Source organism: Psychroflexus lacisalsi (genome assembly GCF_020164495.1).
Classification (GTDB): Bacteria; Bacteroidota; Bacteroidia; order Flavobacteriales; family Flavobacteriaceae; genus Psychroflexus; species Psychroflexus lacisalsi.
Genome location: NZ_JAIQYZ010000001.1, coordinates 316,251 through 329,109 on the forward strand (window position 1 = coordinate 316,251; position 12,859 = coordinate 329,109).

General features: G+C 36.4%; 12 protein-coding genes. 8 read left to right on the forward strand and 4 right to left on the reverse strand.

Annotated features, from left to right (window positions below; translation table 11 throughout):
• Positions 1–8: 8 nt before the first annotated feature.
• On the forward strand, positions 9–488 hold the full coding sequence (locus LB449_RS01395; protein ID WP_224453284.1) for a DUF4199 domain-containing protein: 480 nt from the start codon (positions 9–11) through the stop codon (positions 486–488).
• 4 nt (positions 489–492) lie between these two features.
• Here the strand turns inward: LB449_RS01395 and LB449_RS01400 are convergent, their stop codons facing one another.
• From LB449_RS01400 to LB449_RS01410, 3 genes are all read right to left on the reverse strand, one after another.
• The gene (locus LB449_RS01400) at positions 493–1,179 is read right to left on the reverse strand and encodes a hypothetical protein (protein WP_224453285.1); all 687 of its coding nucleotides are present in this window, start codon (positions 1,177–1,179) and stop codon (positions 493–495) included.
• A gap of 15 nt (positions 1,180–1,194) precedes the next feature.
• The gene (locus LB449_RS01405) at positions 1,195–1,953 is read right to left on the reverse strand and encodes a YebC/PmpR family DNA-binding transcriptional regulator (protein ID WP_224453286.1); all 759 of its coding nucleotides are present in this window, start codon (positions 1,951–1,953) and stop codon (positions 1,195–1,197) included.
• Between the two features lie 64 nt (positions 1,954–2,017).
• Positions 2,018–2,755 (reverse strand): lysophospholipid acyltransferase family protein, encoded by a 738-nt coding sequence (locus LB449_RS01410; protein WP_224453287.1) that lies wholly within the window; start codon positions 2,753–2,755, stop codon positions 2,018–2,020.
• An 81-nt stretch (positions 2,756–2,836) separates the two neighbouring features.
• On the opposite strand from LB449_RS01410, the gene trpS reads away from it, so the two are divergent.
• Entirely contained in the window at positions 2,837–3,805 is a 969-nt protein-coding gene (trpS, locus tag LB449_RS01415) for a tryptophan--tRNA ligase (protein WP_224453288.1), read from the forward strand.
• Positions 3,806–4,012: 207 nt separating this feature from the next.
• Complete coding sequence (locus tag LB449_RS01420; RefSeq protein WP_262901802.1) at positions 4,013–4,360, forward strand: DUF2237 domain-containing protein; 348 nt, start codon at positions 4,013–4,015, stop codon at positions 4,358–4,360.
• Between the two features lie 162 nt (positions 4,361–4,522).
• On the opposite strand, the gene LB449_RS01425 is transcribed toward LB449_RS01420, so the two are convergent.
• Positions 4,523–5,572, reverse strand: a complete 1,050-nt coding sequence (locus tag LB449_RS01425; protein ID WP_224453290.1) for an NAD(P)-dependent alcohol dehydrogenase — start codon at positions 5,570–5,572, stop codon at positions 4,523–4,525.
• A gap of 222 nt (positions 5,573–5,794) precedes the next feature.
• Between LB449_RS01425 and LB449_RS01430 the strand changes: the two genes are divergently transcribed.
• The 5 genes from LB449_RS01430 (at position 5,795) to LB449_RS01450 (ending at position 12,671) form a co-directional block, all read left to right on the forward strand.
• Positions 5,795–6,379, forward strand: a complete 585-nt coding sequence (locus tag LB449_RS01430) for a YceI family protein (protein WP_224453291.1) — start codon at positions 5,795–5,797, stop codon at positions 6,377–6,379.
• Between the two features lie 11 nt (positions 6,380–6,390).
• Positions 6,391–7,647 carry an OprO/OprP family phosphate-selective porin gene (locus LB449_RS01435; protein ID WP_224453292.1) on the forward strand — a complete coding sequence of 419 codons (1,257 nt, stop codon included), beginning with the start codon at positions 6,391–6,393 and terminating at the stop codon, positions 7,645–7,647.
• Between the two features lie 60 nt (positions 7,648–7,707).
• Positions 7,708–8,286, forward strand: a complete 579-nt coding sequence (locus LB449_RS01440) for a YceI family protein (RefSeq protein WP_224453293.1) — start codon at positions 7,708–7,710, stop codon at positions 8,284–8,286.
• A 181-nt stretch (positions 8,287–8,467) separates the two neighbouring features.
• On the forward strand, positions 8,468–9,844 hold the full coding sequence (locus tag LB449_RS01445) for a sugar porter family MFS transporter (RefSeq protein ID WP_224453294.1): 1,377 nt from the start codon (positions 8,468–8,470) through the stop codon (positions 9,842–9,844).
• A complete protein-coding gene (locus LB449_RS01450) occupies positions 9,816–12,671 on the forward strand; it encodes a helix-turn-helix and ligand-binding sensor domain-containing protein (RefSeq protein ID WP_224453295.1) in 2,856 nt (951 codons plus the stop codon). The genes LB449_RS01445 and LB449_RS01450 overlap by 29 nt, the downstream gene beginning before the upstream one ends.
• Positions 12,672–12,859 lie beyond the last annotated feature (188 nt).

Consider the following 12,859-nt stretch of genomic DNA (forward strand, 5'->3'; position numbering starts at 1 on the left):
ATTCAAGGATGAAGAAATTTGAAACTGAATTAAAGTGGGCTTCCGCATATACAGCTATCAGCATCGCTTGGGTCTATTTTGAAAAATACTTAGGCTACCACGATGAACACGTGAGTAGCCAAGCTATATTTTCGTTTTGGCTCATGATCCCTCAAATTTTGGTGTATGTGTTAGCAATTCGAGAAAAACGAGAGCGTTACTACAAAGGTGAAATCACTTGGCAAAAAGCCTTTATTTCTGGAGTAGTTCTTTCAGCAGTAATTGGAGGCTTGTCTCCAGCAGCCATTTACATCATGGCAGAATTTGTGACTCCAGAATTCTTTTCAAATATTGTGGAGGTAAGAGCAGCACAAGGCATTCCTAGGGAAGGCTTAGAACAGATTTATAATCTCAACAGCTATATCAGTCAAGCGATTTTTAATAACCTAGGATCTGGAGTTTTCTTTTCGGCAATCATCGCGTTAGTTCTAAAGAATAAAAACCCTTGATGTATCAGAATGGAAAGATTGCTTGAAACCTGAATCGGTTTCCGGTTTCTTCAATGCTATTAGATAGTCTGGCATAGTCAGAATCCCAGTTATTAGTGAAGATGTTTATGTCGTAACTTAGTTGAAATCTAACAAATTCCTCATTCTCATCAGACGTGAATATAGAATAACCAATGCTTGGGCCAATATGGAATTGATAAAGGTCGAGCTTTGCAACATCTCCAAAACTTCCTGGTTCATTTAAATCGATTGTTTCATTTTTATTGAAAAACTCTAGCTCTGATGTCATGTAATTAATGGCTAAACCAGCATAAATTCGATCTTCATTTTCAAACTGTAGAACATTCCTAAGATATCTCAGTGAAAGCGTACCTGAGGTTAATTGATGTTCGAAATTATCACGTTCTCGCTCTTGATTGTAAAACCCGAAATCTAGATCAATTCGATTTTTACCAAAATCACCTACCAGACCAAACGAAAATTCAAAAGGAAATCTCCTTACTGTCGGAACATTACTTTCGCTTAGAAAAGGATTGATGTTGAGAGCATCTGAGTAAATCATTCCAAAGCCGATGTAATAATTAACGTCAAAAATAGTCTTATCCGTAGGTGTGATCTGGTCTTCTTGAGCAAAACTTATTTCTGTAAACAGTATTAAACAGAGACTTAAGATCAAATATATTTTTTTCATTTTATTAGGTTTTAATTATTTGTTTTCAATTTCGGAAATCAATTCATCGGTAATCTTTAAGGTATGATAGACGTTTTGGACGTCGTCATCCTCTTCAAACTTATCGATGAGATTCAAGATTTGCATCGCCTCTTCCAAAGGGAGCTCAGTTGTGTTTAAAGGAATACGTTGGACTTCCGCGTTTTTAGGTTCGATATGGAGCGTTTCAAGTTTTGACGCCATTTTACCAAAATCAGTGAATTCTGTATAGACGGTTACGAGGTCTTCCTCTTTTTCCAGATCCAAAGCTCCTCCGTCTATCAATTCTAGTTCGAAGTCTTCAGAATTGAGTTCTACGTGGTCTTGGTCCAGAATAAACACTCCTTTTCTATCAAAGAGAAATTCCAAGGAGCCATTGGTGCCTAAACTTCCTCCGTTTTTACTAAAAATAGAACGGATGGAAGCGACAGTTCTGTTGGTATTATCGGTAGTGCATTCCACGTAAATGGCAATGCCATGAGGACCATAACCTTCAAAAGTGACCATCTCATAAGTATCCGCATCGGCGCCAGAAGCTTTCTTGACGGCTCTTTCTATGGTATCTTTCGGCATGTTTACGCCTTTTGCGTTTGAAATCGCATTGCGTAGAGTGGAATTAGTTTCTGGATCATCTCCGCCGCCTTCCTTCACCGCTACTGTAATTTCCTTGATCGCTCTGGTAAATTGCTTAGCTCGCTTTTTATCTTGAGCCCCTTTTCTGTGTTTAATATTTGCCCATTTGCTATGTCCAGCCATACGTTTACTATATTAAAAACTTAGCGTTAATATAATGAAATAGGAAGTCATTGTCAACTCTTCCTTACCAGTAAAGTTCGGAGGCGATAGCAGCAGCAGTTTCCCGCTTAAGACGCTTACGGTTTTCGAAAGTGAGTTCAAGGCCTTTGGTATGGATTAAAGGGTGAACAACAGCTCTCAAAACCCCTGGACTTCCTGAGGTGAAGCCATAACGAAATCTTTTTTTGCTATCTGGAAATGAAATGGGCACAATAGGTATGTGATGTTCTATGGAGAGTCGAAAGGCTCCATCTTTAAATTCATCCAAAACCTTTGTGATATCGTTGGGGACGCCGCCTTCAGGAAAAATACAAATACTGACGCCATTTTTTAAGCGTCTTTGGGCTTCCATAAAAGCATTTTTTCTACTTTTTGCATTCCTTCTGTCTACCAAAATACAAGAGCGTCTATAAATTAATCCAAAAACAGGAAGTTTGGCTAGCTCCCGTTTCCCGATGAATACAAAAGGGGTTTTGGAGACATAAATCATCATCATAATATCGATCATACTCGAGTGGTTGGCGGTTAGCATATAGCTTTTTCGCTTATCGAGATGCGTGTTGTAAGTGACTTTCGGAAAAAAGCCCATACCGTATAAAACTATGGATGCCCAAAGTTTACCAATACGGAAAGTACCGGGATACCATTTTTCTTTGGACGTGGTGATGAGTAAAAAGGGCAATAGAATGACAAGAGGAGTAATGACAATGATGTAAAACCAAATTCTCCAAACAACTATCAAAATGTTCTTAATCCATACCATAGGCGGCAAATTTAATAAATTGAATGGGTTCGGTTGAACAAAACATTTATCTTTGACTCAATTTGTAATATATCCATTTTTATGTCTAGAATATTAACGGGTGTCCAGAGCACTGGGACTCCACATTTGGGAAATTTATTAGGGGCAATTATCCCTGCTATCGAATTGGCTAATTCTCCAAAGAATGAGTCGTTTCTATTTATTGCTAATCTACATTCTCTTACCCAAATAAAGGACGCTGAAGTCTTAAAAGAAAATACCTACGCCACTGCTGCCACCTGGCTTGCTTTTGGGTTAGATGTCGAAAAATCGACCTTTTATAGACAAAGTGATGTCCCACAAGTAACTGAACTGATGTGGTACTTAAGCTGTATGTTTCCATACCAACGTCTAACTTTAGCCCATTCGTTTAAAGATAAAGCAGACCGGTTGAGCGATGTTAATGCGGGCTTATTTAGCTATCCTATGTTGATGGCCGCGGATATTTTGCTCTATGATGCTGAATTTATTCCCGTTGGTAAAGATCAATTACAACATATTGAAATGACCAGGGATGTGGCCGAACGCTTCCACGCTCAATATGGCGACACCTTTGTGCTGCCTGAAGCCAAATTATCTGAATCTTCCAAATACGTCCCAGGAACCGATGGTGCTAAAATGAGTAAGTCTAAAGGCAATACGATAAATATTTTCCAGACCGATAAGAAATTGCGCAAGCAAATTATGCAAATCGAAACGGACAGTACGCCCTTAGAAGATCCTAAAGATCCTGAAACCTGTAATGTATTTCAGATTTATAAATTGATTGGCTCTAAAACTCAAGTTGAAGCCTTAAAGTCAAATTACCTAGCTGGAGGGTTTGGGTATGGTCATGCGAAGCAAGCCTTGTTTGAATTGATTCGCGATACTTATAAAGAGGAGCGAGAGAAGTTTGACTATTTCATGAAAAACAAACCAGAAATCGACAGGCTTTTGGGTATCGGTGCTGAAAAGGCAAAAGATGTAGCCGATGCAGTGCTGACTAGAGTGAGGACAAAGCTGGGGTATTGATTGATATATTGACGTTTATTTATATTCGAAGTTGGTTTTATGTGGGCTTCAGATGAACTGCGATCTTAATTCTAACTTTAGATTTCAAGTATCTGAAATCCCGGCTTCTTAATCAAGCGATTTCATGGCTTTTAAGCCTGCTAGCTTTCTCATTAATTCTTAAATTACGTCAAAATCAGAAGTAAAAAAAAGACTATGAAAAATGTATTGGGCACCGAATTAAAAGCTTGTTCTTACGATCCGATGACGGGCGTATTTCGCGATGGATTCTGTAAATATGCGGAGCAGGATCGAGGATTGCATATCGTTGCGGCTAAAGTTACTGAAGGCTTTTTGGAGTGGAATAAAGCGCGAGGAAATGATTTGGTAACGCCTAAACCTCAGTGGAGTTTTCCTGGCTTAAAGCCCGGCGACTGGTGGTGCGTGTGTATGGGCGTTTGGTTGAAAAGTAAAGAGGCAGGACATCCTCTATACCTGAAACTGGAATCTTGCCACGAGAAAATGCTGGACTACGTCTCTATGGATACTTTGAAAGAATGGGAATACAAGGACTAAAAAAACTCCCTTTCGAAATTGATTTCGGAAGGGAGTTTTGAATTTAAATCCATAATAGGATTTTTTCTCAAAGGTTTTAAATTCGAGCCTTTAGTCAATGCTCAAGATAAACTCAGTCGAGAATATTCAGAATGATATATTGAATATCCTTTTTAACTAAATTTAATTCTTCAATGACTGCATGTCGATGACAAATCTGTACTTGACGTCAGAATTAACTACTCTTTCGAAAGCGGTATTGATGTTCTGCATATCGATCATTTCTATATCAGAAACGATATCGTGTTCTCCACAGAAATCAAGCATTTCCTGAGTTTCTTCAATTCCACCGATAAGCGAACCGGCTAATCGCTTTCTTTTCACGATTAATGCGCCACCGTTGACTCCTTTTAAAGGCTCAATAGCTCCAACCAAACACATGGTTTTGTCGCGCTTAAGCAGATTTAAATAGGGATTAACATCGTGACCGACAGGAACGGTATTCAATATAAAATCGAATGAGTTGGCGTGTTGTTTCATTTGCTCAGCGTCTTTAGAAATTAAAACTTCATCAGCGCCAAGACGCTCTGCATCTTTGCTTTTTTCTGGAGATGTGGTAATCATGACCACGTGTGCGCCTAGGGCGTGAGCGAATTTGATGCCCATATGTCCAAGACCGCCAAGACCAACAACACCTACTTTGTCTCCTTTTTGTACGTTCCATTGTCTAAGTGGTGACCAGGTGGTTATTCCTGCACAAAGTAACGGTGGGACAGCTTTTATATCTAGATTTTCTGGAACATTCAGGACAAATTTTTCGTCGACTACAATTTCCTCAGAGTAACCACCGTAGGTATGACCACCTAGATGCTGATCTGGACTATTATAGGTTGCCGTCATGCCATTTTCACAAAATTGCTCGAGACCTTCCTTACAAGAATTACATTCCTGGCAGGAATCTACCATACAGCCTACACCTACTTTTTGTCCTTTTTTGAAGTTGGTGACTTTGCTCCCTACAGCAACAACATGACCTATAATTTCATGTCCTGGAATGACTGGGTATTTTGAATTTTTCCAGTCGTTTCTCACTTGGTGTATATCACTGTGACATACTCCACAGTATTCTATTTCTATATGAACATCGGTTGGAAGTAAGTCTCTTCTTTTGATGTCTAATTGTTCTAAATTGGCGTCGCTTGCTTTGGCGCCATATGCTTTTACTTCACTCATAATTTCAATTTTTTTAAAAATAAGATTTGATTGTGGATTGACAGGAGAATTGACTTCACTTTAACCAAAAAGCTTTACTCGAAAATTTTTATCCTTACTTAATGTAACATTTGTTACTCGAATTCACTTTTTATGATATTGCTCATATTCTAAGGATACCTTGTTTCTCAACTTTGCATTAACAAATAATTTATAATTGATGAACCATTTAAATTTACATATATGATACATTTTAAAAGCATTTCGGTTTTGCTTTTGCTTTTTGTTTTCTCGGTAGGACAATCTCAGGCAAAATACAATGCAACTCCTAGTAGCGAGAATTTTATATTGATAGAAGGGACATCCAACATTCACGATTGGGAAATCCTCGCTAAAAATTTTACTAGTCAAATCGATCTGTCTGTAACTGAAGGTGAGCTCAAAAAAGTCAATTCTATGGATCTATCTATACCGGTGAAAGGCTTCGATAGTGGAAAAAGTAAAATGGATAAAAATACTTACGAGGCTCTGAATGAAGATGAGTATAAGCAAGTTTCCTTTACTTCTTCTATACCAGTTCAATTAGTAGAAACATCAACAGGAGTTTACAAGGCTATGGTTCAAGGGGAACTAACTATATCAGGCACTACCAAAACCGTCGAAATCCCTGTAGAGTTTTATAAAACCAACGCTGGATTCACCCTCAAAGCAGCTCAAGGTCTTGACATGAAAAACTATGGAATAGAACCACCTACTGCTTTGTTTGGAACAATCACTACAGGTGATACAGTCAACATAATTTTCAATTTAACACATTATAAATCCTAAAACTAATAACGATGAGAACACTAAAATTAACTTTAATGATTTGCCTTACAATGGCATTTTCTTTCAACTCTTTTGCGCAAAAGCGTGATTTGGATAACTTCAGGCCTAGAGACCAAAGAGGTATTAACGTTTTTGAAGCACCAAAAGACACAGTTACAACCTTTGATGGTTTGAAAGTCAGAATCGGTGGTGCATCCACATTACAGTTTCAATCTATTGATCACGAGAATAATGGAGCTGTACCTTTAATAGCTTTGGGGGATAATTTTAACCTGGCGACAGCTAACTTAGATTTAGATGTAGCTCTTTATGATGGTGTGCGTATGCACTTAAGAACCTATCTCTCATCACGTCATCACCCTGAGCCTTACGTAAAAGGAGGTTATTTACTAGTAGATAAACTTGAATTTGTTGGTGAAGGCTTTATGGCTGAAACCATGAAATACTTAACCTTTAAGTTTGGACACATGGAAATTAATTATGGTGATGCGCACTTTAGACGTTCTGATAATGCAGCTACCATATACAATCCTTTTATTGGAAACTATCTGATGGACTCTTTTACCACAGAAGTTGGTTTTGAAGCTTATTATCGAAATAATGGGTGGTTAGCTATGCTTGGTGTAACCAATGGTAAATTGAATCAATCTGTTGAGGAGACCAATACCAAACCTTCTTTCTTAGCTAAATTTGGTTACGATAAGCAATTTAATGACGATTTCAGATTCAGAATGACAGGATCTCTTTATACTACAAAAGAGTCTTCTAAAACTTGGTTGTACGATGGTGACCGTGCCGGCTCAAGATACTATTTGGTTATGGAAGAAGTAGGAGCATCATCTTCTGGAAACTTCAGATCTGGTCGCATCAACCCGGGATTATCTACTGAGTTAACTTCTGTAATGATCAACCCTTTCGTTAGGTATAAAGGTTTAGAGTTCTTTGGTCTGTATGAAAATGCTTCAGGTAAAGGATTTGGTCCTAACCCTCCAAGCAGAACTTACAATCATTATGCGGCAGACTTAATTTACAGATTTGGAGCTAGTGAAGATTTTTATGTAGGAGGTAGATATAGCTACATCGATGGGGAACAAGCTTCAGGACAAGATATAAGTGTGGATAGACTACAACTTGGCGCAGGTTGGTTTATGACCAAAAATATTCTTGCAAAATTGGAATATGTGAATCAATCTTATTCTGATGCTGCAAGTATTCTTGCTGACGGACAGTTTGATGGACTTATGCTCGAAGCAGTAATTAGCTTTTAAATTAGCCAAGCCTGTTAGACTCACTCTTTTGGAGTGAGTCTAACTTTTTAAACCTATAAGATGAAATTAATTAGTATAATAGTTTTAAGTCTTTTTTCAATGCTCCTTAATAGGGATGTAGAAAATAAAGTTGAGGTAAAAATCTTGGAAGGAAGTCATCTTTATATTAATGGCACTTCCAATGTAAATGAATTCACTTGTGATTATTTGAAACCAATTCAACCTAAAACCTTCACTTTGTCTTATGAAAATATTGAAAATGGATGGCTTATAGAAGATGCACAACTGCAACTGGAATCTGGTTCTTTTGATTGTGGTGGACGTCGGATAAATAAGGATTTTGATGAACTTGTAAAATCTAATAAATTTCCTGTCATTCAAATTGAGGTTTATGAAATTATGCCTAAAAGGGCAAATTTTCAAGCTAAGATTGTAATGACCATAGCAGGAGTGAAAAAATCACTTCCTGTGCTTATATCATTACAAGAAGGCAAGGAAATCAACTATAATGCTACTTTAAACTTAAATATTGAAGATTTTAATCTGGATGCACCTACCAAAGCGATGGGACTAATAAAGGTTCACGAAGAGATATCAATTCATGTAAATCTTCGCTTAGGCCTCTCTATTGAGAGCTGAGAGTGTCTAGCTTTTAGTTATAACCATCATTACATTTAAAATCCTACTCCTCTAATTTCTATAGAAGTGGGATTTTATTACTAGATAGCATTCTTCAAAATTCAGGCAAGAAAAAAATCTCTTTACATTTAGTATTACTTATTTAAAATATCTTTTCTATTTTGCCTTTTTAAATACTTTTATGAAGCCTAGAACATTTTTACTGCTTATCACTTCTGTATCCGCTCTTGGCGGTTTTTTGTTTGGTTACGACACTGGAGTAATAAATGGCGCACAATACTTTCTAAGTCAATATTTTTCACTCGATCCAGTTATGAAGGGCTGGGTGGTAGGATCTGCTCTGATAGGCTGTCTGGTAGGTGCGATAAGCGCTGGATACTTGAGTATGAAATTTGGTCGTAAAAATTCTTTAATTGTTTCTGCCATGTTATTTACGATCTCAGCCTGGGGTTCCGGACTGCCTTCATTCCTTCCAGAGTCTGTTTCGCTTTTGGTTATGTTTAGAATTCTTGGCGGACTTGGTATAGGCATTGCATCTATGAGTGCTCCCATGTATATTGCAGAAATTGCCCCATCTCATAAACGTGGTAGTTTGGTTACTTTTTACCAACTGGCTATCGTTATAGGTTTCTTTCTTGTGTTTTTAGCAACCTATTTTATAGGGAAAAACCTAAGTGTTGAAGAAAATATTGCCTTTGGCTGGAGAAGAATGTTTTGGTCCGAACTCATTCCAAGTGGGTTATTTCTAATACTCTTGTTTTTTGTTCCAAAAAGTCCGCGCTGGTTATACCTGATGCAAAGACCAGAGGAGGGTTTTGGTACGTTGGTTAAGATTCATGGAAAGGATTTGGCCAAGAAAGAAGCTTCTCAAATTCAAGACTCTATAGATCAAAATACAGAAAAACCGAAAATCAATTTCTTTTCCAAAGCTATATTAGGGATTATTATTATTGGTACCGTCTTTTCTATGCTTCAACAATTCACGGGTATTAATGCAGTGCTTTATTATGGATCCGACATTTTTGAAAAAGCTTTAGGTTTTGGCAAAGATGATGTTTTGGAACAGCAAATATTGCTCGCTTTTATCAATTTGATTTTTACTTTCATTGCCATGTTCTCTGTAGATAAATTCGGTAGAAAACCTCTTGTCTATATTGGTTGTGTTGGAATGGTAGTGGGTTTTGCCTTGCTTGGTGTCACTCTTCAAATGGAAAGTGTCGGAATCTTGTCACTGATAGGTGTGTTATTATTTATCGCTTCTTTTGCTATGTCTATGGGGCCAGTAGTATGGGTTTTACTTTCTGAAATGTTCCCAAACCGCATACGAAGTGCTGCTATGTCCATTGCGGTTGCTGCTCAATGGGCTTCCAATTATTTGGTGTCCCAATTCTTTCCGGTGGTTTCTGAAAGCGAAACAAACATGAATGACTTCTGGAATGGCTCACTGCCTTATTATATTTTTATTGGGTTTATAATCATAATTATAATTTTTACTTATAAATTTATTCCCGAAACCAAAAATAAATCCCTTGAAGAACTTGAGGACATTTGGGACTAAAATCCCTTCCCTAGTTATTATTCTTAATGTGTTGTTTTTTTTCGCATGGGGTTTACCCGTGACTTCATTTTCTCAGGAATTACCTCCGGTTCTTACCTTTTCACCTAAAGCTTATCAAGCAGATAATCAAAACTGGTCCATTACTCAAGGTGGCAATAAGCATATATATGTGGCCAACAACAAAGGGCTTTTAGAATATGACGGTGAAGCTTGGAATTTATATCCTTCGCCTAATCAAAGTATTTTGAGGTCTGTCTTTTATCACGACAATAAGATTTATAGCGGAAGTTATCGTGAGTTTGGATTTTGGGAAAGTTTACCTACAGGAGAATTAGAATATCATTCGTTATCCAATCCTATTATTGATTCTATAGGACCCGATGAGCAGTTTTGGAAAATTGATCGTCTAGAAGATTGGATTATATTTCAGTCTTTAGATCACATTTATACATATCATTTAAAAGAAAAAAGTCTTAAAAAAGTTCTGATTGACGGGTCTATTACAAAAATGTATAAGCTTGAAAATGACTTATTTTTTCAAATCGCAAATAAAGGTCTTTATAAAATACAGGACGGGAATTCACTCTTAGTTTCAGATCATCCAATATTTCAAGAAAGTTTAATAATCAATATTTATAAGCAGGATTCTGAACTATTAGTTCAAACTGACATCAATGGTATTTTCACTTTAGAACCCTTTCCAAAGCAATGGCCTTCACCTGATAATAAGCTTCAAGATTTTTCGGTTTATACAAGTCTTCAAACAAAATCAGGTGCATTTGTTTTAGGTACAATATCGCAAGGAGTTGTTTTTCTGAACAAAGATGGAACTATTGATAAACAAATTTCTCAACAAGAAGGTTTATACAACAATACAGTTCTATCTATTTTTGAGGATTCAGATAAAAACATATGGCTTGGTTTAGACAATGGAATCAACAGTGTGAATGTTGACTCACCAATTTCCGTTTACACTGGGGATAAAGGGATTTTAGGTACCGTTTACGCTTCTGCAATTTTTGAGGGTAAACTTTTTTTGGGGACCAATCAAGGACTATTCTATAGACCCTTAGAGGACACAAAAGAAAACTTCACTCTTGTTCAAGGGTCTAGTGGTCAGGTTTGGTCACTCAATGTGATAGATGGTGATTTATTGTGTGGACATAATAACGGAACCTTCAGTTATAGCGACAATCAGTTTAATCAGATATCAGATCAGACAGGAACTTGGTGCTTTAAGCCGGTTCCCAATCATCCTAATTTAATTCTGCAGGGGAATTATAAGGGAATGAGCATTTTAGAAAAGGATCTTGGCACTTGGAGTTTTCGGAATCTAATTAAAGGATTTGATGTCTCATCAAAATTTATCGAATTTATATCCCCAACCGAAATTTTAATAGATCATGAGTACAAAGGTGTTTATAAAGTCAGTTTGAACACTAATTACACAGATGTTGAAAATGTTTATCAGTTTGAAGGTTTCGATTTAGGGTTATATTCAAGTCTAATTAAATTCAAGAATACTGTTTACTATGCGCAAAGCTCTGGAGTATGGAAATATGAAAATGATGAAAATAAATTCTCTCGGGATTCATTACTAAGTAAAATGTATACTCCTCTCACTTATTCTTCAGGCAAGCTGGTAAATACAGAAGGAGAAATTGGCCTATGGAGTTTCAATAAAACTAGCATCGATTTTACGCTTCAGGGTAAATTCGAAAAAGAATTCAGGATTGCCTCAGTTCCTATTACTTCTGACTTTAGGGAGACGATGGCAGGATATGAAAACATCTATCAGCTAAAAGATGAAAACCAATATTTAGTGGGAACCACACAGGGCTATCTTGTTGTTGATGTTGATAAATTTTTTAAAACCAAAATTGATAAATCTTTAAAAATAAATTCGATTCAATTTAAAAAGAATGGGGGAGTATATCAAGCTGCAGAATTTGATGCTTCTCCAACACTTAAGAATAAATTCAATAATCTTTATTTCAACTTTAGTATTCCTTACTTCCAAAAATATTTCGCTTCTGAGTATCAGTACAAGTTGAAAGGATTCTTAGACGAATGGTCCGATTGGAGTCAAGTTTATGAAACCTCATTTAGTAATCTTCCTCCGGGAGATTATGAATTTCAGGTAAGAGCCCGCGTAGGCGAACTTTATGAATCTGAAATCCAGTCTTATCACTTCTCCATAAAACAGCCATTTATTTTTTCTACTAGTATGATAGCACTTTACGTCCTACTACTTGTAATTATTATTATCATTACTCATAACGCTTATAAAAGATATTATAAAAAGCAAAAACATGAATTAAAGCGGCAAGCCAATAGGGAGCTAGAGTTAAAAGAACTTGAAAGCCAAAAGCAACTCATAAATATTAAAAACGAAAAACTCGAGCAAGATATTAATAGCAAGAGTCGAGAACTCGCGGTTTCTACTATGAGCTTAATTAAGAAAAATGAATTTTTAGGATCAATTAAGGATGAGCTTCAGAAAGAGAAGCCCCTGTCAAAGTCATCTCAGAATGTAATTCGAATCATCAATAAAAACATAAATAATACAGATGACTGGAAAATGTTTAAGGAAGCGTTTAATAATTTAGACAAAGATTTCTTAAAGACAATCAAATCTAAACATCCTTCTTTAACTCCAAACGATTTAAAATTATGTGCTTACCTTAGGCTTAACTTATCTTCAAAAGAGATTGCGCCTCTTTTTAATATTTCAACCAAAAGTGTAGAAGTCAAGCGATATCGTTTGCGTAAAAAGATGGATTTAAATAGAGAAATAGGCTTGACAGATTATATTCTAGAAATCTAGCACCAATACATTAGCTATATTTTTCCATACATTACCTATACATTAACCCGTTTTAGCGAGTTCTACATCGATGTAGTTATAATTTTAACATCTCTTGAGGTGTCAATAAAATCAATATATACGAGTGTTTAATTCCAATTATATTTAGGTTTTTAGACCCTTGTAGTTTTTTTGTAACGTCAAAATCT

Excerpts from the sequence above, each read along its gene's own strand:
- LB449_RS01395 (WP_224453284.1), top strand. The coding sequence starts at position 9 with ATGAAGAAATTTGAAACTGAATTAAAGTGGGCTTCCGCATATACAGCT.
- LB449_RS01400 (WP_224453285.1), bottom strand. The coding sequence starts at position 1,179 with ATGAAAAAAATATATTTGATCTTAAGTCTCTGTTTAATACTGTTTACA.
- LB449_RS01405 (WP_224453286.1), bottom strand. The coding sequence starts at position 1,953 with ATGGCTGGACATAGCAAATGGGCAAATATTAAACACAGAAAAGGGGCT.
- LB449_RS01410 (WP_224453287.1), bottom strand. The coding sequence starts at position 2,755 with ATGGTATGGATTAAGAACATTTTGATAGTTGTTTGGAGAATTTGGTTT.
- trpS (WP_224453288.1), top strand. The coding sequence starts at position 2,837 with ATGTCTAGAATATTAACGGGTGTCCAGAGCACTGGGACTCCACATTTG.
- LB449_RS01425 (WP_224453290.1), bottom strand. The coding sequence starts at position 5,572 with ATGAGTGAAGTAAAAGCATATGGCGCCAAAGCAAGCGACGCCAATTTA.
- LB449_RS01430 (WP_224453291.1), top strand. The coding sequence starts at position 5,795 with ATGATACATTTTAAAAGCATTTCGGTTTTGCTTTTGCTTTTTGTTTTC.
- LB449_RS01435 (WP_224453292.1), top strand. The coding sequence starts at position 6,391 with ATGAGAACACTAAAATTAACTTTAATGATTTGCCTTACAATGGCATTT.
- LB449_RS01440 (WP_224453293.1), top strand. The coding sequence starts at position 7,708 with ATGAAATTAATTAGTATAATAGTTTTAAGTCTTTTTTCAATGCTCCTT.
- LB449_RS01445 (WP_224453294.1), top strand. The coding sequence starts at position 8,468 with ATGAAGCCTAGAACATTTTTACTGCTTATCACTTCTGTATCCGCTCTT.